22 protein-coding genes and 1 tRNA gene are annotated in these 21,193 nt (G+C 46.8%); 4 read left to right on the top strand and 19 right to left on the bottom strand.

Translation table 11 applies throughout. From position 1 onward, the window contains the following. Positions 1-233: 233 nt before the first annotated feature. The 5 genes from H0G69_RS01715 to H0G69_RS01695 all read right to left on the bottom strand — a co-directional run bounded on the left by H0G69_RS01715 (position 234) and on the right by H0G69_RS01695 (position 4,150). The gene (locus tag H0G69_RS01715) at positions 234-1,283 is read right to left on the bottom strand and encodes a LacI family DNA-binding transcriptional regulator (RefSeq protein ID WP_270361801.1); all 1,050 of its coding nucleotides are present in this window, start codon (positions 1,281-1,283) and stop codon (positions 234-236) included. A 69-nt stretch (positions 1,284-1,352) separates the two neighbouring features. Next, positions 1,353-1,871 carry a GNAT family N-acetyltransferase gene (locus H0G69_RS01710; protein ID WP_180305035.1) on the bottom strand — a complete coding sequence of 173 codons (519 nt, stop codon included), beginning with the start codon at positions 1,869-1,871 and terminating at the stop codon, positions 1,353-1,355. Further along, positions 1,864-2,331, bottom strand: coding sequence for a tRNA (adenosine(37)-N6)-threonylcarbamoyltransferase complex ATPase subunit type 1 TsaE (gene tsaE / locus H0G69_RS01705; RefSeq protein WP_033934345.1), 468 nt, complete (start codon positions 2,329-2,331; stop codon positions 1,864-1,866). Before tsaE ends, H0G69_RS01710 begins: the two co-directional genes overlap by 8 nt. Positions 2,332-2,462: 131 nt before the next feature. Continuing rightward, entirely contained in the window at positions 2,463-3,437 is a 975-nt protein-coding gene (gene pta, locus H0G69_RS01700) for a phosphate acetyltransferase (protein WP_180305034.1), read from the bottom strand. 11 nt (positions 3,438-3,448) lie between these two features. Further along, the gene (locus H0G69_RS01695; protein ID WP_033934344.1) at positions 3,449-4,150 is read right to left on the bottom strand and encodes a uracil-DNA glycosylase; all 702 of its coding nucleotides are present in this window, start codon (positions 4,148-4,150) and stop codon (positions 3,449-3,451) included. A 136-nt stretch (positions 4,151-4,286) separates the two neighbouring features. Between H0G69_RS01695 and H0G69_RS01690 the strand changes: the two genes are divergently transcribed. Then, complete coding sequence (locus H0G69_RS01690; protein ID WP_006500386.1) at positions 4,287-4,895, top strand: LURP-one-related/scramblase family protein; 609 nt, start codon at positions 4,287-4,289, stop codon at positions 4,893-4,895. 58 nt (positions 4,896-4,953) lie between these two features. Here H0G69_RS01690 and smpB read toward each other — a convergent pair whose 3' ends face one another. The 8 genes from smpB to gap form a co-directional block, all read right to left on the bottom strand. Beyond that, positions 4,954-5,427, bottom strand: a complete 474-nt coding sequence (smpB, locus tag H0G69_RS01685; protein WP_180305033.1) for an SsrA-binding protein SmpB — start codon at positions 5,425-5,427, stop codon at positions 4,954-4,956. Positions 5,428-5,448: 21 nt separating this feature from the next. Beyond that, positions 5,449-7,857, bottom strand: a complete 2,409-nt coding sequence (gene rnr, locus H0G69_RS01680; protein WP_180305032.1) for a ribonuclease R — start codon at positions 7,855-7,857, stop codon at positions 5,449-5,451. Between the two features lie 58 nt (positions 7,858-7,915). Next, positions 7,916-8,155, bottom strand: coding sequence for a preprotein translocase subunit SecG (secG, locus tag H0G69_RS01675; protein ID WP_033934341.1), 240 nt, complete (start codon positions 8,153-8,155; stop codon positions 7,916-7,918). A gap of 63 nt (positions 8,156-8,218) precedes the next feature. Next, entirely contained in the window at positions 8,219-9,769 is a 1,551-nt protein-coding gene (locus H0G69_RS01670; protein ID WP_006500390.1) for a ClC family H(+)/Cl(-) exchange transporter, read from the bottom strand. Between the two features lie 112 nt (positions 9,770-9,881). Then, complete coding sequence (eno, locus tag H0G69_RS01665) at positions 9,882-11,204, bottom strand: phosphopyruvate hydratase (RefSeq protein WP_033934339.1); 1,323 nt, start codon at positions 11,202-11,204, stop codon at positions 9,882-9,884. Positions 11,205-11,292: 88 nt separating this feature from the next. Next, positions 11,293-12,042, bottom strand: coding sequence for a triose-phosphate isomerase (gene tpiA, locus H0G69_RS01660; protein ID WP_039945959.1), 750 nt, complete (start codon positions 12,040-12,042; stop codon positions 11,293-11,295). 93 nt (positions 12,043-12,135) lie between these two features. After that, on the bottom strand, positions 12,136-13,344 hold the full coding sequence (locus H0G69_RS01655) for a phosphoglycerate kinase (protein WP_006500393.1): 1,209 nt from the start codon (positions 13,342-13,344) through the stop codon (positions 12,136-12,138). Positions 13,345-13,428: 84 nt separating this feature from the next. Then, positions 13,429-14,442 (bottom strand): type I glyceraldehyde-3-phosphate dehydrogenase, encoded by a 1,014-nt coding sequence (gene gap, locus H0G69_RS01650; protein ID WP_006500394.1) that lies wholly within the window; start codon positions 14,440-14,442, stop codon positions 13,429-13,431. 307 nt (positions 14,443-14,749) lie between these two features. Here gap and H0G69_RS01645 point away from each other — a divergent pair. Next, positions 14,750-14,821: transfer RNA gene (locus tag H0G69_RS01645), tRNA-Arg, on the top strand. 131 nt (positions 14,822-14,952) lie between these two features. Here the strand turns inward: H0G69_RS01645 and H0G69_RS11040 are convergent. Further along, on the bottom strand, positions 14,953-15,084 hold the full coding sequence (locus H0G69_RS11040; protein ID WP_006500395.1) for a hypothetical protein: 132 nt from the start codon (positions 15,082-15,084) through the stop codon (positions 14,953-14,955). A gap of 401 nt (positions 15,085-15,485) precedes the next feature. Here H0G69_RS11040 and H0G69_RS11035 point away from each other — a divergent pair, with 401 nt between their 5' ends. Further along, positions 15,486-15,611 (top strand): hypothetical protein, encoded by a 126-nt coding sequence (locus tag H0G69_RS11035; protein ID WP_006500397.1) that lies wholly within the window; start codon positions 15,486-15,488, stop codon positions 15,609-15,611. Positions 15,612-15,784: 173 nt separating this feature from the next. Then, a complete protein-coding gene (gene clpP, locus H0G69_RS01640; RefSeq protein ID WP_006500398.1) occupies positions 15,785-16,378 on the top strand; it encodes an ATP-dependent Clp endopeptidase proteolytic subunit ClpP in 594 nt (197 codons plus the stop codon). Between the two features lie 53 nt (positions 16,379-16,431). Here the strand turns inward: clpP and whiA are convergent, their stop codons facing one another. From whiA to H0G69_RS01615, 5 genes are all read right to left on the bottom strand, one after another. Beyond that, on the bottom strand, positions 16,432-17,370 hold the full coding sequence (gene whiA, locus H0G69_RS01635) for a DNA-binding protein WhiA (RefSeq protein ID WP_143112572.1): 939 nt from the start codon (positions 17,368-17,370) through the stop codon (positions 16,432-16,434). An 18-nt stretch (positions 17,371-17,388) separates the two neighbouring features. Beyond that, on the bottom strand, positions 17,389-18,378 hold the full coding sequence (locus tag H0G69_RS01630; protein WP_006500400.1) for a gluconeogenesis morphogenetic factor MgfK: 990 nt from the start codon (positions 18,376-18,378) through the stop codon (positions 17,389-17,391). Positions 18,379-18,390: 12 nt separating this feature from the next. Then, complete coding sequence (gene rapZ, locus H0G69_RS01625; protein ID WP_034541291.1) at positions 18,391-19,260, bottom strand: RNase adapter RapZ; 870 nt, start codon at positions 19,258-19,260, stop codon at positions 18,391-18,393. A gap of 133 nt (positions 19,261-19,393) precedes the next feature. Further along, a complete protein-coding gene (aroD, locus tag H0G69_RS01620; protein WP_180305031.1) occupies positions 19,394-20,146 on the bottom strand; it encodes a type I 3-dehydroquinate dehydratase in 753 nt (250 codons plus the stop codon). Next, positions 20,147-21,052 (bottom strand): shikimate dehydrogenase, encoded by a 906-nt coding sequence (locus H0G69_RS01615; RefSeq protein ID WP_180305030.1) that lies wholly within the window; start codon positions 21,050-21,052, stop codon positions 20,147-20,149. Positions 21,053-21,193 lie beyond the last annotated feature (141 nt).

The following is a 21,193-nucleotide window of genomic DNA, read 5'->3' as shown; positions in this document are numbered from 1 at the left end:
GCTGCAGTTTTGGTGGTAGTATCCACGATAATGCCTCCCTTAATTTACCCTCACTCAAATCCATCTCGTAATCGATCGTTTCGTTCTAAATGCATTTATCTGAAATCGCTTACAGCTAATATTGTACGCATTTAACGAGTAAAGTAAATAATTTATCATAAAAAATAAATCATTTACCATATTTAGTAAATGATTTATTCAATCCAGCCATTATCACAGATATATCTTTCATTTTATTTCAGTTTAAAACTTTCACGCATAATTAAATTGGTATCAACCAATGCATGAACGTGCGGCCGCTCCGGATTAGCGATTGCATCCCGCAGAATATTCAGCGCCATGCGGGAAATCACCTTTTGATTGATGTTATACGTTGAAAGCGGCGGCGATACGTATTCGGCAATATCGCTGTTGTTAATGCTGATGATGCTGGTATCACGCGGCACGATCACCCCAGCATCGTTAAACGCCTGGAGTACCCCAACGCTTAAGGTATCCGAGGCAATCAAAAAGCCTTCCGGCAGCTGATCGCCGTATTGCTTGATGGCTGCTTCTCCCAGCTGACGACCGTTTAAAACACTGAACGAGCCGCTGGAAAAAACATCCGCCTGCTTGAATTCCAGTTCCTCAGCCACGACTCTAAAGGCCGTTTCCCGTGAGTCTCTTTGTCTTGGCCGCTTCCCGATCTGCGGACCAATACCGCCAATAAAGGCAATCCGCTGGTAGCCAGCATCAGCAAACTGTTCCAGGGCATCTCGCACCGTCATCGACAGATTGGGCTGCACTGAATCAAACAGATGCGGCAATGGATCAGTGTCAACAAACACCCCCGCTGGCAACAGCCGATGCAACCGCTTAAAAACGTTCAGCTCAACGTTATCGTCACCAACGCATAAAAAGCCTTGAAATTCCTCTGCCTGATCAATCAGCTCCTCGGCATATTGAAAGACCTTGACTTGCATGCCGGCATCTTCAATCGTTTTCAGCAGAGCATCCTTAAGACTGGCAAAATACGAGTCCTGCAGCTGTTCTTGGTTGTTCATCCGAAACAGCAGCGCGATCGTGGGTGCAACTGCTGGTTTCTTGCGGTCTTTCCAATACCCCAGCTGGTTGGCAACCTTTAAAATCTTGTTGCGCGTCGTTTGGGTAACCGAAAGCGTCTGATCGTTATTGAGCAGGCGCGAAACCGTGGCTGGCGAATAGCCAGAGCGCTGGGCAATCTCTTTGATGGTAACCATTTGCTCACCTCTTCTGCTTAGTTGCGTGGTTTTATTATACCTTATTTAGTAAATCTAAATAAATAATAAGTAAAAAAAGCGCGAAACAGCAGGCTGCCATTCCGCGTTACTTGATTAGTCATGATCAGCTGCAGCGGGCTGAAACTCCATTAGAACTGCTGCGCGCTGCTGGCCTTGTTGATCAGTCACCTTAGCCTCACCGGTCTTGACAAAGCCATATTTTTGATAAAGCTTGATGGCTGGCACGTTATCATCAAAAACGTCTAATACCAGCTTTTGCAGGGTACTGTAGTTTGCAAACCAGTACGTAGCCTCATCAACTAAAAGACTGCCAATCCCGTTTCGCCAAAAGTCCTTTAAGACAGCCACGCCCAACTCGCCTATCTGTGGCCGATCAGCCAGTTCCATGATCGTAACGATACCAATGGGATGATTTCGATACTGAGCCAGTAAGATCAATGAATCAGTACTGTCGTTAATATCATAGAGACTGTACGCTTCTTGTTCGACCGTCAGCGTGTCCAGATGCGGCACCAAGATGGCCGAGCTCTCTTGAGAAAGCTGTTTGAGCAGATTCAGGATTGCCTGTGCATCATCTGGCGTGGCCAGCTTGATTCCAACCGTTTCAGTCATGATCTGCCACCAATCGTTTTACCAATGACTCAAAGTGCCGTCCATGCGGTTCAAAACTCAGCTCACGGGTCTGTTCATCATCAGTCCGCTTAAAATTGATTGCCAAAAATTCGGTCGGCAATTCATCTTCAATAAATTCTGCCCATTCAACCACGCTGATGCCATCGCCATCAAAATATTCTTCCAGTCCTAAGTCTTCGGCCCCGCCATTCTCAAGTCGATAGATATCCATATGGTAAAGCGGCAGGCGTCCTGATTGATATTCACGAATAATCGTAAAAGTTGGGCTCTTGATCACGTCTGAAATACCCAGACCAGCTGCCAGTCCTTTGGTAAAAGTGGTCTTGCCAGCTCCCAGATCGCCATTTAATACGATTACGTCGCCAGCCTGCAAAAACGGGGCCATTTTCTTTCCTACCGCCATCGTTGCTTCTCGATTGTGTAAAGTTAGTTGAGTCATTATCATTATCCTTTGCTGGAATTGACCATTTTGATCAAATTAACGATCATGGTCTTCGATAGTTCCTATTTTATCGTATCCTGACCGTAAATCAAAAAGGTCGCTTGACTTTTGCCAAACGACCTTTGAGTTTACAGTGCCTGAGCCGCCGTAATCAGCGCAACCTTATAAACGTCTTCTTCATTGCATCCCCGTGACAGATCGGCAATTGGTGCATTCAATCCCTGCAGAACCGGACCGATAGCTTCAAATCCACCTAAGCGCTGAGCAATCTTGTAGCCAATGTTGCCGGCTTCCAGACTTGGGAAGACAAAGACATTGGCATGACCGGCAACCTTGGATCCAGGAGCCTTCAATTCTGCAACGGCTGGAACGATTGCCGCGTCAAACTGCAGCTCGCCATCGACAGCCAGTTCTGGATCAGCTGCCTGGGCCAGTTTAGTCGCTTCGGCAACCTTGGTAACCATTTCGCCTTTTGCTGATCCCTTGGTTGAAAAGCTCAGCATGGCAACGCGGGGATCAATCCCAAACAGTTTGGCCGTCTTGGCGCTTTCAACGGCAACCTCAGCCATTGTTGGCGCATCCAGTTCAATGTTGATCGCACAGTCAGCAAAGATATAGCGCTGATCGCCTTTTTGCATCAAGAATGCCCCACTGATCCGCTTGATGCCAGGCTTGGTCTTAACGATCTGCAACGCTGGCCGGACCGTATCGCCGGTTGAGTGAATCGCGCCAGAAACCATTCCGTCAACCTTGCCCATGTAAACCAGCATCGTAGCAAAATAGCTGACGTCTTTTAACATCGCGTCGACCTGTTCTGGTGTATTCTTACCGTGACGCCGTTCTAAAAGTGCGGCATGCATTGCTTGATAGTCGGCTGCCGGATAGGCCTGCGGGTCCATGATTTCAACCCCTGTCAGATCAATGCCATCCTGCTTGGCAGCTGCTTTGATCTTGGCTTCATTTCCCAGCAGAATCGGCGTCAGCAGACCATCATGCGCTAACCGAGCTGCTGCGCCAAAGATCCGTTCATCCTCACCCTCTGGAAAAACGATCCGCTTGTCTTGTGATGAAAGCTGTGACTTTAAGTGTTCAAATACATCCATTATTCATAACCTCATTTCCATTGTGCGTCAATATCAACATGTTCGGGCAGACGCCAGTCAATCGGTGTCTCACCCATTGCCACCAGAGCCTCATTGGTTTTAGAAAAAGGCTTTGAGCCAAAGAAGCCACGGTTGGCAGAAAAAGGACTGGGGTGCGGTGATTGCAGAACAATGTTGGTCTGCGTGTTGATCAAAGGAATTTTTGATTGGGCTGCCTTGCCCCAAAGAATAAACACCACTGGTCGCGGCCGTTCAGACAACGCATGAATCGCTGCATCCGTAAGCTGCTCCCAACCATGACCGCGGTGCGAGAACGCCTGACCAGCCCGGACGGTGAGCACGGAATTTAACAACAGCACGCCTTGATCGGCCCACTTCTTTAAATAGCCATGCTCAACGGGCGGATAGCCAAGATCGTCTTGCAGCTCTTTATAGATGTTTTGCAAAGAAGGCGGAATCTTGACGCCTGGCAAAACTGAAAAACTGCAGCCGTGTGCCTGGTGCGGTCCATGATAAGGATCCTGTCCTAAGATTACCACTTTTACCTTTGAAAAGGGAGTCCATTCAAAGGCTTCAAAAATATGATGCATCTCTGGATAGATCGTCTGATGGGCATACTCATCAGCTAAAAAAGCGTGCAGCTGAGCATAATAGGCAGATTCAAACTGGGGTTCAAGCACGCCCCACCAATCGTTATGGATAAGTTGTTTCAAAGTCAGCACCTCGTGAATATTTTAACATGATTATTATAAATACGATACCTATTTTGATCGCGTTAATTGACTGTTTTTATTGCCGACAGCTGTTAAAATGGTAGTTAGATATTTAGGAAAAGTGGTGATTTCTGTCATGCGGCAATTGTACATCCGCGACCGTTCGACCGACTTGAACAGCGCTACCGTCATTCACGACGCAAGCGGCCATTCATGCTACCTGTTAGCCGGTAAATGGGGGATTCGCTATGATGCACTTTCATTATATACGATGAGCGGTGAATTGTTAGCTGAAGCCAAGCAATTAACGCTCGGTCTTACGCCAAAATTCGCTCTTTATTTAAATCGGCGTCAAGTTGGCACGATCGGCAAATCACTGGGACTTTTTCATGAACTGATCTATATCCACGGTCTCAACTGGATTGTCGTCGGCTCATTGGTAAGTGGACGCTTCAAGGTCTTTTGCGGCAGCCGCTTGATCTTTGCAGTTGAGCCGGTACCGAATACTGGTGGCTTTTGCAGCTGTTTAAGCGTCACCAATCAAGCCGATGAGCCATTGGCAATCTTAACGGCCACCATCATCAACCGCTGGGCCAGACATCATGATCGCCAGCCGCTGCGAGAACGATTGCGTCAGCTGAATCCGATGTCATCAACTGACCAGGGCGATCTAAGCATGGGATTCGTACCTAAAACAGTGCTTAATGATCAAAGCCTCAGCAGACACGTTCATCAGCCAGAATAAAAACGGGGTGCATTTTTTTAGAATGCACGCCCGTTTTATTTTGCACGAAATCTGATTTTTAGTAATGTTTCAAAACACGTTCGATCTGGCGCTCCTGCTCACGCTTCTTGATCGACTCGCGCTTATCGTATTCATGCTTTCCCTTAGCCAGGCCCAGCAGTACTTTGGCATAGCCATGCTTGATATACATTTTCAGCGGAATCAGCGTAATCCCCTTGGTCGACAGATCACCGGCAATCTTTTTAATCTCTTTTTTATGCAGCAGCAGCTTACGATTGCGCAGGGGATCATGATTAAAGAAGGTGCCGTTGTCATATTGACTGATATGCACGTTCATCAGCCATAATTCACCGTTATGAAGCTGAGCAAAGCCATCTTTAAGATTGACGCGCCGAGCTCGGACGGATTTGATCTCAGTCCCAGTCAAAGCAATCCCAGCTTCATAAGTCTCTAAAACTGAATAATCGTGACGCGCTTTTTTGTTCTGCGCGATTAGATTATCATCTTTTTCGTGATGGGATTTTTTTGCCATCTTTTTCCCTCCCGTCATAGCTTAACGCGAGCGGCGATCACCATTGTTGCGGCCGCGCTGGGAACGCTTGCCGCCATCATGCCGACGTGAAGGCCCGCGATCAAACAGATGATTGCTGCGCCGACCATTACCGTTGCCATTGCTGCGGTAGGAACGCTTACCATCTTTTTTGTCCCGCTCGCCATGGCCGAATCTGCTGTGCTTGTCGTCACGACTGCCACGTCCTCGACCATTAAAGCGACCATCGTTTTTACGCGGCACCCGCAGCTTGGTTGTTGGGGCTTCCTCAGGGTTAACCAGTTCAAAGTCAACCTCGCGCTGATCCTTGTCTACTCGAATCAGTTTAACCTTGACTGGCTGACCGATTTGGAAGATATGATGATGGCGGCGGCCAACCAATGCCATGTTGGATTCCAGATACTCGTAGAAGTCATCGTTCATGACACTGATATGGATCAGGCCTTCAACGGTATTTTCCAAGGCTACGAACAAGCCAAACTTCATGACGGAACTAACAACGGCATCAAAGGTCTCGCCAACATGATCTTCCATGTATTCTGCCTTCTTCATGCTGTCAACGTCACGTTCCGTATCAATACCCCGCCGTTCGGTAACCGAGGTGTGCTCAGCTACTTCTGGCAGCCAGTCGCGATATTTAGCCTTGGCTTTTTCTGTCGTGCCGTTTTCAGCATACCAGCTAATCAAGCGGTGCACCATTTCATCAGGATAACGACGAATTGGCGAGGTAAAGTGCGTATAGTATTGGGCACCCAAACCAAAGTGACCGACTTCTTCATCAGCATACTTAGCCTGCTGCATACTGCGCAGCATCATCACCTGGACCATCTGTTCTTCTGGCTTGCCAGCCACGCTCTTTAAGACGTCTTGGAGCATCTTGGGCTTAACGTTTTTCAAGTCACCCTTCATTTCAATGCCAAAGACGCTGAGCAGCTCAGCAAAGCTCTTGATTCGATCGGCATCCGGCGTTTCATGAATCCGGTATAAAAACGGTACGTGCAGCTTATAGTAGTGTTCCGCCACGGTTTCATTGGCTGCCAGCATAAAGGATTCAATCATTCGTTCAGAAGTCCCCCGCTCGCGCAGCTGAATGTCGGTTGGGTGACCCTCCTCATCAACAATGATCTTGGCTTCTGGCGCATCAAAGTCAATGGCGCCGCGATCATGCCGATGCTTTAAAAGAATCTGGTGCAGCTCGCCCATCGTCTCAAACATTGGCACCAGTTCTTCGTATTCTTTGATAACCTGTGGATCATGATCTTCTAAAATTGCGTTGACGGCTTTATAGGTCATCCGAGCATGAGAACGCATTACACTAGGAAAGATCTCGTGCTTGACAATGTTGCCCTGGGGATCAATCTCCATCTCACAGCTCATTGCCAACCGTTCTTCATTCGGATTCAAGGAACAGATGCCGTTTGAAAGTCGCTTTGGCAGCATTGGAATCACACGATCCGTTAAGTAGACTGAAGTTCCTCGTTTAAAGGCCTCTTTGTCCAGTGCCGAGCCCGGCTTAACATAGTGCGTAACGTCAGCAATATGAACCCCCAGATGATAGTTGCCGTTGTCAAGCTTCCAAGCCACGACGGCATCATCAAGGTCTTTGGACTCAATACTGTCGATCGTAACCAGTGGCTGAGCGGTAATGTCTTTACGACCCTTCTTTTCTTCTGGCAGCACGTGATCAGGAATGGCGTTGGCCTCATCCATGACCGCTTGTGGGAAAACATGCGGAACGTCATGGGCATAGACAACGGAGAGAATATCAATCCCCGGCTGATCCTTGTCGCCAATAACCTCAGTGACCATCCCTGTCATGATCTGCGGTGAATCATCGCTTGGATATGATGCAATCGTGGCGTTGACGATTTCGTTGTCTTCTGGGTGCAAACCATCATCAGTGACAAAAAAGCGGAAATTGCTGAGCTTTTTGTCTTTTAAAATGATCTCACCAATAAAGCTGCCCATCGTAATGTTTTTAAACTCGCCAACCACATGCTCATAATGACGCGTGAGAATTTCCGTTACCTGTCCTTCTGGTCCCTGGTCGCTGCCGGGTTCAGGAGCACGCAGGATCTTGACTTCAACCTCGTCACCGCTCATTGCATGCATGGTGTGATCAGGGTTGACATAAACGTCTGGCTGCTCCGGATCATAAGCTACAAAGCCAAAGCCCTTTGCATTGCCACGAAAGATCCCGCTGATCGTTTTAGGCTTGATAACCGCCTTAAATTCACCCTGATCGGTTACCATGACTTTTTTATCCCGTTCCAATTGTGCCAGTGCCTGAACGATCGGCGTAAATTGATCTGCTCTGTTCATTCCCAGCTGCTGGGCGATTTTTTCAGCCGAAAAGCTGAGTTCTTGATGATCGAGTAAACGCTTGAGTATTTCAAGTTGTAATTGTGTCATCCATATACCTCTTTAAAATAAATAAAAAGCCCCCTGATATTGGCAGGAGGCACTTAAACTAGTGTGAAGAAACATAGACCAGCGCCAGTGCCAGGATAAAAAACAGGGCACCAAAGATGGTCGTAGCGATCTGCATAACCGCTTCAAAACCGCGAGCCTTGCGCCGACTGAACAGGTCGCCAGCTCCCCCGGTCAAAGCGGACATGGCATCGTTGTCATTCTTGGCTGGCTGCATCATTACGCAAGCAATCAAAATGACGCAGACAATCAAGAAGAGGGTCATAATCGTATTATACAAAAAAATTTCCTCCTATTTCACCCGCTATATCCGTTAAATAATACCATATTTCCAGTCATTTGGCTAATCATGCGCTGATTGTCGGGCTGCCAGATTGATCCGCGCCTGGTTGGCAATGTGATTTTTGCCGCGCAGCTGGATGACCAGCGTATCGCCCGCTTTCAGTCGCGTATCACCATGCGGAATCAGCTGATTTTCGCCACGATAGATACAGGTGATCAGAGCACCGACTGGCCAAGCAAAATCCTTGATCAGACAGCCATCCAGCCTGGAGCCGACAAAAATTGGCGTAGTCATCTGTGTCAGCCCCAGCAGTTCTTTTTGCGGCTGTTTATGCATCATATTGGCAAACATAGCCGCGTATACCGGTGTCCCGCCCATCAGATCAACGACCAGCCAAGCTACGATTGAAACGATTGCCAGCGGCATAAGATGCGTCATCGTGCCGACCATTTCGGTAATCAAAAGAATAGCAGTAAACGGCGCCTTGCTGATGCAGGCAAAGTAGCCGGCCATGGCATAGATCACGTAATTAGGCAGATATCTGGCTGGAATTAATCCCCAATGCATCATGATTACGCAATATAGAGCACCAATAATGCCACCCAGCGTCAGAATCGGTAAAAAGATCCCCCCTGGCAGCTCAGTCGCGTAGCTGATCATCGAAAAGACAAAGCGCAAAACCAATAAGCCCAGCATTACCTTAAGCTCAGCCGGCATCTTAGGCAGCGCAACGACCAGATTGTTTCCTCCACCCAGCGTTACCGGCCACCACCAGGCGATTGGAATGACCAGCAGAAATGGGATGATTGGATAACAGACTGGTTTGAGAAATTTTATCTGGCGCATCCATTTAGGCAGCCGTAAGATAACGACCTGATATAGCCTGCCCAGCAAGCCCAGTAAAATCCCCAACAAGATCAGATGCCAATACTGTGAAGCTGGAAACAGCACCTCATGCGGCACGTTCAGATCAGGTTCCAGGCCAAAGAACGCCATCGAAACCAGATTAGCCGACAGTGAGCTGATAAATACCGATAGCCAGACCAGTGGCGAGAAATTATGATAAACCTCTTCCAAAATAAACATCGTGCTGGCAATTGGCGCGTTAAAGGCTGCCGAAAGCCCGGCTGCCGCGCCGCTGGCAATGCCAACTCGTCTTTCAATTTCAGTTCTGGCATTTTTTTCGGCAATTCCCTGACCAACAGCAGCTCCTAGCTGGATCGAGGGTCCTTCACGGCCTAAAAACAGCCCCGAACCAATGCTGATAATGCCACCAAAGAATTTACGCCAAAGAACCGGCCACCATTCTTCATCAAACTGTCCCGTCAGCTGACCTTCAACTTGTGGAATCCCTGAGCCTTTAATATCCGGATTTTTTTGAACCAGATTGCCTAAAAGCAGTGCAATGAAAATACTCATGCCAATCCAAGGCAGCAGCCAGACCGGATGCCCATGAAAATAGGCAAATGCTTTGATAACCACACCCAATAGATTTTGAATTGCCCAGCGAAAGAGACTGACAACCAAGCCTGCCGCCAAGCCAATTAAAACGGCGCGGCCTGCCTGGCGCAGATTTGAATAACTGAGTCCTGCAATTCTAGTTGTTTTCACTTTCTTCTCACACCTAAAAAATTTTGTTACCTAATCAGTCTAGCACAAATCAAAGCAATCAAAAAAAGCGTTTGGAAAAATCCAAACGCTTTTAAAATCATTAATTTAGATATTAACGGTTTTCGATGTCTTGACGAGCTTGTTCGCTCAAGTTGTAGAAGGAGTGAATCCCCTTGTATTGAGCAACGTCGCCCAGGTTGTCTTCGATCCGCATCAGCTGGTTGTACTTAGCAAGACGGTCAGTCCGGCTCATGGAACCAGTCTTGATTTGGCCGGCGTTGGTAGCAACAACCAGGTCAGCAATCGTCGTGTCTTCAGTTTCACCAGAACGGTGAGAAACGATTGCCGTGTAGCCAGCTTCCTTAGCCATTTCGATCGCTTCAACCGTTTCCGTCAAGGTACCGATTTGGTTCAGCTTGATCAGGATCGAGTTGGCAGCACCCATCTTGATACCCTTGCGCAGGTAGTCAGTGTTCGTAACGAAGAAGTCGTCACCAACAAGTTGAACCTTCTTGCCCAGCTTGTTGGTAATCGTTACCCAGTCATCCCAGTTGTTTTCGTCGATTGGGTCTTCTACGGATACGATTGGGTACTTTTCAATGATGCCCGTCAGGTATTCGATCCATTCTTCAGTAGTGTATTCTTCACCAGTGGACCAACGCAGCTTGTACTTCTTGTCTTCGTCGTTCCAAAGTTCAGAAGCAGCAACGTCGCAGGCAATAGCAATGTCCTTACCTGGCTTGTAGCCGGCATCCTCAATTGCCTTGATCAGGTATTGGAATGGTTCTTCATTGTTGGCAAAGTCAGGAGCAAAACCACCTTCGTCACCAACTGAGGTAACCTTACCAGCAGCTTCCAGTTCCTTCTTCAGGGCGTGGAAAGTTTCGGCACCCCAACGAATTGCTTCACGAACAGTTGGTGCACCAACTGGCATGATCATGAATTCTTGGAAGTCAACCTTGTTGTCGGAGTGGGCACCACCATTGATGACGTTCATCATTGGCGTTGGCAGCAGATGAGCATTGAAACCGCCAAGGTAGTTGTACAGTGGCACTTGCAGCTCATCAGCAGCAGCCCGTGCAGCAGCCAAGGAAACGGCCAGGATAGCGTTGGCACCCAGCTTGCCCTTGTTAGGCGTACCGTCAAGCTTGATCATAGCCTTGTCGATGGCAACTTGGTCAGTAACTTCCATGCCAACGATTTCCTTAGCGATTACGTTGTTAACGTTGGCAACGGCCTTCAAAACACCCTTGCCGCCGAAACGGTTCTTGTCGCCATCGCGAAGTTCAACTGCTTCGTGTTCACCAGTAGAAGCACCAGATGGCACGATACCGCGGCCAACGCCACCGGCTTCAGTGTAGACTTCTGCTTCAACAGTTGGGTTACCACGTGAGTCCAAGACTTCACGAGCATAAATATCAGTAATGAGTGACATTGATGAATCTCTCCTCTGTCATTTTAAAATTGGAAAGTTCTTCCGCTTTCCATTGTATTATTCAGAACAATTTAAAACAAGCTTTATCTTAAGAGTTTACAAGCTTTAAGAAACGATCAGGATCCAGGCTGGCACCGCCAACCAAAACACCATCGATATCATCATAGGCCATCAAAGCTTTGATATTGGTTTCATTGACGCTGCCGCCGTAAAGAATTCGGACGGCGTTGCCAATGTCTTCACCATACATATCACGAATCGTCTGGCGAATCAGATAGCAGCCTTCAGCAGCCTGTTCAGGATCAGCACTTTGGCCAGTACCGATTGCCCAGCTTGGCTCAAAGGCCATCGTAACCTTGGTAACATCAGCTGGTGACAGTCCCTTAAGATCTGCCAGAATGCGGCTGACTACCCAACGAACCTTTTTACCGGCAATTCGTCGTCCCATCGTATCATCACAGCAGACGATCGGACACAAGCCATTGCGCAAGGCAACCTGGACTTTTTGATTGATCAGCTCATCAGTTTCATTAAATAAACGACGCCGTTCAGAATGTCCCAGAATGACATGATGAATGCCAGCCAAAGACAATGAGCGTGGACTGGTTTCGCCGGTGTACGCACCTGCAATCCGGCAATAGCAGTTTTCAGCAGCGATTTTTAACGGCGTATCTTTCGCGGCTTGTACCATCGACGTCAATGAAAGCGTCGGTGCAGCCAGGACGATTTCTCGTTCACTGGGGTCTGGCAATTCATTTTTAATATAGTTGACAAACTCAACTGCTTCAGAAACCGTTTTGTTCATCTTCCAATTGCCGGCGATGATTGGTACTCGCATGCAAAAGCCCCCCTTTTTAATTTTTCCGCTGCTTTAATTTTAGCAAAAAAAGCGACTGAATCGCTACTATGCTAATCAATCGCTTATCTAGCTTTACTTTTCAGAAATTGCTGCGATCCCTGGCAGTTCTTTACCTTCCAAGTAAGTCAATGAGGCACCGCCACCAGTTGAGATGTGGCTCAAACGGTCAGCAATTCCCAATTGCTTGGCTGCAGCCGTGGAGTCCCCGCCACCAACAATCGTCGTAGCACCAGTCAACGTGCCCAGGAACTTGCCGATTTCCAGCGTACCCTTGGCAAAGTTGCTCATTTCAAAGACACCCATTGGGCCGTTCCATACAACCGTCTTGGCATCAGCCAAAACGCTCTTGTACAGTTCAATCGTCTTAGGACCAATGTCCAAAGCCATCCAGCCATCATCAATGTCGCCTTCAACTACTTTAGTGTTGGCGTCATTCTTAAAGGCATCAGCAACTACATTGTCAATTGGCAGAACCAGCTTGTCGCCGGCTTTGTCCATAATTTGCTTGGCAACATCGATCTTGTCTTTTTCAACCAGTGAGTTACCAGTCTTAATGCCCTTGGCGGCGTAGAACGTGTAGGCCATCCCACCACCGATGATGATCTTGTCGGCCTTGTCCAGCAGGTGGTCGATAACGCCAATCTTGTCAGATACCTTGGCACCACCCAAGATGGCAACAAAAGGACGAACTGGATTGTCAACAGCGTCACCCAAGAACTTGATTTCTTTTTCCATCAAGAAGCCAACGCCTGACTTGCCAGCGCCGATTGCTTGGGCAATACCAACGTTGGAAGCATGGGCACGGTGTGCAGTACCAAAGGCGTCGTTTACAAAAACATCGCCCAATGATGCCCAGTACTTGCCCAATTCAGGGTCATTGCCTGATTCACGCTTAACGTATTCACCGTCTTTAACGTCTTCGTAACGCGTGTTTTGAACCAGCAGCACGTCACCATTGTTCATTTGGCTGATGGCGTCTTCCAACTGCTTGCCTTCAGTTACCGGAACAAAAGTAACTGGCTTGTTCAGCAGGTTGGAGAGACGTTCAGCAACTGGACGCAGCGACAGACCTGGCTTGTCTTCTTCTTTCTTGATCCGACCCAGGTGAGAGAACAGGATTGCCCGACCACCATGATCGATAACGTAGTTGATCGTTGGCAGAGCAGCCACGATTCGGTTGTCGTCGCCAACGACGCCATCCTTGATTGGCACGTTAAAGTCAACGCGCATCAAAACTTTTTTGCCTTCCAATGGAAGATCTTCAACAGTCATTTTAGCCATAATTGACCAATTCCTCCTTAATCTGCAAAGAAGGCGGGCGGAGTTTCCTCCTCCCGCCTTTCAATTGATACTATTCAGTTCGCCTTACAGGGTAGCGAAGTGAAGCAGCGTACGGATCATGTTGCAAGTGAAGCCGTATTCGTTGTCGTACCAAGCAACCGTCTTAACCAGTTGTGCGCCATCTTCGCCTTCCATGATTTCAGTTTGGGATGGGTCAAAGACGGAACCAAAAGTAGAGCCGATAATGTCGGAAGATACGATTGGGTCTTCAGTGTAACCAAAGGCTTCGTTGCCTTCAGTTGCCTTCTTCATAGCATTGTTTACGTCGTCAACCGTAACCTTCTTGTCCAGAATGGAAACAAGTTCAGTCAGGGAGCCATCAACAACACCAACACGTTGTGCGTGACCGGACAGCTTACCGTTCAGTTCTGGAATAACCAGGCCGATAGCCTTGGCAGCACCAGAAGAGTGAGGAATCGTGTTCGTGCTTGCAGTACGGTTGTTACGCATCTTCTTGCCACGAGGGCCATCCAGGATGGCTTGCGTAGAAGTAAATGCGTGGATCGTAGTCATGGTACCAACCTTAACGCCGAATTCCTTGTTCAGGAAGTAAGCCATTGGAGCCAGGCAGCTGGTCGTGCAGGAACCAGCAGAAACGATCTTGTCGTCAGCCTTCAGCGTGTCCAGGTTAACGCCTGGAACAACAGTTGGGATGTTACCAGCAGGTGCAGAAATCAGCACACGCTTTGCGCCAGCGTCCAGGTGTGCTTGTGACTTTTCTGCAGAAGTGTAGAAACCAGTACATTCCAGAACGAAGTCAACACCATCGTTCTTAACCCAAGGAATGTCCCGTGCATCGCGTTCAGCGTATACAGGGTATTCCTTACCGTCTACAACGATGCCCTTGTCAGTAGAAGAAACTTCGCCAGGGAACTTGCCGTGAGTAGAGTCGTACTTCAGCAGGTAAGCCAGCATTGAAGGAGTAGTCAAGTCGTTGATTGCTACCACTTCGATGTCCTTGGAGCCCAGTTCGTGGATCCGACGGAATGCCAAACGACCAATACGGCCAAAGCCATTAATACCAATTTTTACAGTCATACTGCAATTTCCTCCTTTAGGAAAATAATTCAATGTTCTTGTTTAGTTTAACATACATTTTTATCCAAAATTGACATTTTTAAGGAAAAAATTCGGAATTTTGGCTGTTAGCTAAACAATCGCACTAACCTACGTTTTTTATAATACTCAAAACCGACTAACTTGTCCATGGAAATGTGTTCAGTTTTAGATAAACCAGCTTCATCCAATTTTTTTGTAAAAATATTCATTTTTTGCTTGCATTTTATCGTCACTGGGGATATTATAATAAACGTTCGTGTTAATTCAGCGAGCTTAAAATTATTTCGCGCCCTTAGTGTAATGGATCGCACGTGAGATTCCGGTTCTCGAGATCCGGGTTCGACTCCCGGGGGGCGCACTTAAATATAAAAAAGCACTGATCAATCTGATCAGTGCTTTTTTATTACCACGAAGTCAAAACTACATCACAACATATTAAAAGACCTCATCCATAATCCTGGATGAGGTCTTCTTAAACGGAAAAGCAAATTACTTTTCTTCAGCTGGCTTTTGCTTAGCCCACTTGCGAATTGCTTCGATTTTCTTTTCCTTCTTAGCCCGCGTGTAACGGTCTGCGACTGGGCGACGGCCTTGTACGCCGTATGGATGTGCTTTACGCATTGCAATATGCCTCCTTTATATCTAACGTAAATAATCAACATTCCAATTATAAAGGTCAGGTTATTAAAAATCAACAACTATTATTGCAACCAACTGATCAGCAATAAATTTAAAAAAATTTTTGGACGGTCGAATTGAATTTTGGACATCTTGCTCACTTTTTATCTTTTTCAACACAAAGGCTATTCAGCATCAAATTTGGAAACGGTAGCACTATTTTCACAAATGAAAATTGATAAACGTTTTCCGTCAATTTGAACTATACCAATTTGATTATTAAAACACTAAATCGCCTTAAACTGGCACTTGTCAATAATACCAATTTGGTGTATAGTCTTAGACATCACAGAGGTTAACAATTAATTCATTCACAATTTCAACTAAACGGGGAGATGAGACTTATGTTTAAAAAGAACATGCACGAACTAAACGAACTTAAAAAAATGATCGAAAACGATGATCGCGCAATGCTGGATGCCGAAATCGCCAACCAAGAACTGAGCATGATCTCAGCTGACTTAAAATAATTCTACCTATTTTATCAACCAGTATTAAGGCACTGCTGCTAACGATATCAGCATCGTTAGCAGCAGTGTTTTTTTCTGACAAAACATTTGACCTTTTCTGACCTATCGAGTATAGTATTCACATAAGTTAGCAATCGATGCTGACTACTGCTAATTAAGAGGGAGGCCAAAGCATGAACCTAGTTCCAACGGTCATTGAACAGTCATCGCGTGGCGAACGCGCTTATGACATCTACTCACGTCTGTTGAAGGACCGCATCATTATGCTGTCCGGTCCAATTGAAGACGACATGGCAAACTCAATCGTTGCGCAACTGTTATTCTTAGATGCGCAAGATTCTACCAAAGATATTTACCTTTACATTAACTCACCTGGTGGCGTCGTAACCTCAGGGATGGCCATCTACGATACGATGAACTTCATCAAGGCTGATGTCCAGACGATCGTAATCGGCATGGCCGCATCAATGGCCAGCGTGCTGGTATCATCCGGTGCCAAGGGCAAGCGTTTCGGTTTGCCACACTCAACGGTTATGATTCACCAGCCTTCTGGCGGCGCACAAGGTCAGCAAACTGAAATTCAGATTGCGGCCGAAGAAATCTTGAAGACGCGCAAGATGATCAATGGTATTCTGGCTGAAAATTCTGGCCAGCCAATTGAGCAAATCGAACGTGATACGGAACGCGATCACTACTTAACGGCCCAAGAAGCCGTTGATTATGGTCTGCTTGACGGAATCATGGAAAACAGCGCCAAACTAAAGTAATTGTTTGACCTAAATAGCTAAAAAAACCACGACTGCCATCCAGTCGTGGTTTTTTAGTTGCTCTTAGCCTGTCGCAGTTCTTCGGCATAAGCATTTAGCTTGCGCAGCCGATGATTAACCCCTGATTTTGAGATCGGGCCGCCTGGTACCAAAACGCCAAGCTCCTTTAAGCTGACCTCTTGATGTGCGAGCCTGGTTTCAGCAATTGCCCGCAGTTTTTCTGGCAAGCTGTCCAAACCGACCATTGAATCGATCAAACGAATATTTTCAATCTGACGATTAGAGGCATTGGCTACCTTATCCATATTGGCATTTTCACAGTTAACCAAGCGATTGACGGAATTACGCATATCTCGAACGATTCGGATATTTTCAAACTTGAGCATGCCGTTAGTGGCACCGATCAGCTGAAGAAACTCCGCAATTTTTTCCGCTTCCTTTAAGTAGACGATATAGCCGCTGCGACGAGCCGTAGTTCTGGCATTCAAGCGGTAGCGATTGATCATCTGAGCAATCATCTCATTATGTTCTTCATATAATGAATAGATTTCCAGGTGATAGCGCGAGGTTTCTGGATTATTGACCGAGCCCCCCGCCAAGAAAGCCCCGCGCAGGTATGAACGAATCATTAAATCATCTTTAAGCAGCGCCATCGGGACCTTTTCTTTGATCTGAAACCCCTCTAAAATCCCCAGATCGCTGAGAATCTCTTGCGCATGGTAGCGAAGCCTTACAACGTATTGATTGTTCTTTTTCAGCTTCATTTTTCGCCGGACGACGATCTCACTTTCGACTTGATAAAACTGCTTTAAAAGCGAATAGATTCTTCTGGCAATGGCGGGACTTTCTGTTTGGACGTTAAGAATCATGTTGCGATTAGCAATTCCTAAAGATCCATTCATCCGAATCAGCGCCATCAGTTCGGCCTTGGCATTATCCAAGTGCACCTGCAGCCCCGTCAGCTCTTTTTTTACTTCGCTGGCATATGACATGCGCGATCCTCCTCTTATTTAATAATGTACGCCATGCAGACGATTCAGCAGTTCGGCTACCACCTTGTCGCGATCATGAAAGGCACCGTTATCTCTTAAGCGCAGGAAATTACTGGAGATTACCCGACACCCCATATCCCGCAATCCTTGAAAATCATGCTTGACTGGCTGGGAAATCTCATTCCATTCCTTAAAATCAATGTAGTCTTTAGGTACCGGCTGGATATTTACCAAAACGGTATCAATAAAGTTCTGTTTCAAATGCGAATTAAGCACGCGTACATGATCGGCATCAGAGAAATTGTCGGTTTCACCCTTTTGAGTCATGATGTTGCAGATATAGACGACTTCTGCTTTGGTTTCACAAACGGCCTTGCCGACGTTTTCAATCATCAGGTTGGGCAAGATACTGGTAAACAGACTCCCAGGTCCCAAGACAATCTGATCGGCATCCATAATGGCATCAATAACCTGCTTAACGGCCGCCGCTTGATGATGGTCATTGTTATTGGACGGCGTAATCCAGACACGCTGAATTCGTTTATGAGCGGCCGTAATCTCTGACTCGCCGCTTAGAGTCGAGCCATCTGTAAATTCAGCGTTTAAGGTTAATGGCTCGTCGGTAACGGGGTAGATATGTCCTCTGATTTTCATCAGCGATGACAGTTCCTGGACCGCCGCAAAAATATCACCGCCTTTCATCTCAGCCAGCGCCGAAATGATCAGGTTGCCAATTGCATGGCCAGCTAAAAACTGGTCGGTACTGTTAAAACGATACTGAAAAATCTCTAGTTCCAGTTCAGAAAGCTCTGATAAAGCAACCAATGCATTACGGATATCACCAGGTGGCACCACGTTGACATAGTTGCGCAAAATTCCCGAGGAGCCGCCATCATCAGCTACCGTCACGATTGCCGTTACATCAACGTCTTTATCCCTAAGGCCATGCAGAATCTCAGGAAGTCCCGTCCCGCCGCCAATCATTACGATTTTAGGTTTATGGATCATTCAAATACCTCCTTATTTTGCCTTATCAACATCGCGATGATGCAGATTGACCGTATAACCGTCTTTGCGCAGATCTTGATTTAATCGGTTGGCAATCGTCACCGAACGATGCTGCCCACCCGTACAGCCAATCGCGATCGTCAAGCTGCTCTTGCCCTCTTGGATATAGCCTGGCAAAGCAACCTTCAGCAAAGCCTTTAAGTGTGAGTAGAAATCTTTAGCCAGCTGACTCTGCATGACATAATCCTGTACTGGTTGATCATTGCCGGTTAGATGCTTAAGCTCGGGCAAGTAGAACGGGTTGGGCAGAAAGCGGGCATCCATAACGATATCAGCATCCAATGGTAAGCCATATTTAAAGCCAAATGACATCACCTCAACAAAAAAACTGCTGGTCTGGCCATCGCCAAAGTAATCATCAATTCTTACACGCAGATTGCGCGGCGTCAGTTCGGTTGTATCAATCACGACATCGGCCTGACTCTTTAAATCACTCAATAGCGCTCGTTCTTTTTGGATTCCTTCTAAAACGCCGCCTTGCCGCGATAATGGATGTAAGCGGCGCGTCTCTTTGTAGCGCGAAACCAGCTCAACATCGCTGGCATCCAAAAATAAAATCTCAACCTGCAGATCAGTACGACTCTTTAAGCGCTGAATGCAGGGCAGAATCTGATCATAAAATTCCTGTGAGCGCGAATCCATTACCATTGCCATTTTGTCAAATTCAGCAGCGTTTTGGATCACGTCGGCAAATTTTTCCGCCAGATTCGGCAGCATGTTATCAATTACAAAGTAGCCAAGATCCTCAAAGCTTTGAACGGCAACCGTCTTACCGGCACCGCTCATCCCAGTAATGATCACGACTTGCAGTGGTTTTGCCACGGAGCTGTCACCTCTATTCAAAATACGCTTTCCATTGTATCATACCCGGGCGTGTCTTTTAATTTTGAAGTCTTTTTCATCTAAATAAAAGGCACTCTTGAAGCGACCAATGGCTTCCAGAATGCCTAATGAATTAAATTCTTAGATTGGCTAAGGCCTGCCTTAAATCAGCAATGCTCAGCTGACCAGGCGCTGAAGCCGTACCAACCGTGCCAAATGTCAACGCCGATCCAAAAACCGCACCGGCAATCCGCGTTACCTTGCCCAAATCTCCCATTGCCATGGTAATTAAAGGCAGGCCCAGTTTTTCATTGGCCTGGTGAGTGGCCGACAGCAGCGTCAAAACATCAGCAGGATTTTGAGGCATCACAGCAATCTTGGCGACATCAGCTCCCAGATCAGCCATTTTATGAAGTCGATAGTAGATTTCACAGTCAGTTGGCGTCCGCTTAAAGTCATGACTGCTCATGATTACCTTGATGCCATGATCATGAGCCAACTTAATGATTCGCATAACGCCTTCTTTTGGATGAAATAACTCAACATCAATGGCCGTCGTCAGTTCATTTTCAACTACCAGGCGTACAATTTGAAAATACGTCTCATCATCAACGGCTAGATTGCCGCCTTCCTTAGCCGTGCGAAACGTAGTCAAAAGCGGCGTCTCACCCAACGTTTGTCTTAGGTCGAGAGCAGCCGTCTTTAGTTTTTCTGGATCTAAAACACTAGCCAAAAAATCAATCCGCCATTCGATGACATCCGGCTGAGCGGCTAAAACCGTTTTTGCCTGCTCAATGATTGCCGCTTGTTCCGTGGCCACAATCGGAACGGCAATCTTGGGACTTCCATCGCCCAAAACAACGTTATTCAGCTTTACTTTTTTCATCTAGTCTTCCTCTTTAAAAAGCAGATTGCGAATGTATTCAACCGGCATATCTTGGCCAGTCCAAAGCTTAAAGGCTGCTGCCCCCTGTTCCAGCATCATTCCCAGCCCATTAAAGACGTGATCGACGCCGGCCTGCTTGGCAACCTGCATTAATTTGGTCTCACGCGGCGCATAGACCGTATCATAAACGATCATATCTTGGTGGAACCACGTTGGATCCTCAACCAAAGTCATGTCTTCCAGCGGCTTCATCCCTACGCCGGTTGCATCGACATAGATATCACAGCTGGCCAGTTCTTTTTTAAAGTCGGCCTGGTCTTCGAGATGATGCAGCGTGGCATGCGCACCCGTTTTTTCGTTGATGATCTTAACATTGCGAACGGCATTTTCCCATTTGTCGTCATCAATGTTGAATAAGGCGATTTCTTTAACTCCCTCAATAGCTGCCTGCATGGCAATCGGCGTTCCGGCCCCGCCAGCACCCGTCAGCACCATCTTTTGACCGGTAATGTCCAATCCTTCATCCTTTAATGACTGCATAAAGCCGATCCCATCCGTCGTGTACCCGGTTAAAATGCCGTGATCATTGACAATGGTATTAACGGCTTGGCAGAGTTCAGCTGACTCATCCAAGCGATCAAGGTAAGGGATTACTTTTTGTTTATTGGGCATTGAGATGTTTGAGCCGCGCATATCCAGCGTTCTGATAGCATCAATGGCTTTAGGCAGCTTTTGATTGTCGATTTCAAAACAGAGGTAGGCATAATTAAGCCCCAGCTTGGCAAAAGCATTATTGTGCATGGTTGGCGACATTGAATGACGAATCGGGTCCGCCATTAAGCCAATCAAAATCGTATGACCATTCAGTGAGATATTTTTTCCTGTATGAATGTTGTTCAGATCCATCTGCAAGACCTCCGCTTTAACTTCCCTTTAATGAAATTATAATGTTTTAATCTTAATATAATGGCATTGCAATTTCAATCATAAACATAGAAAAAGCTTAGCGCACCTTTATGCAGCTAAGCTTAATCCCTTTATATTTTA

The sequence above is a fragment of the Limosilactobacillus mucosae genome, assembly GCF_013423865.1.
GTDB classification, from domain to species: Bacteria; Bacillota; Bacilli; order Lactobacillales; family Lactobacillaceae; genus Limosilactobacillus; species Limosilactobacillus mucosae.
The sequence above is the reverse complement of the archived record's forward strand: the minus strand, read 5'-3'. Positions and strand labels throughout refer to the sequence as shown.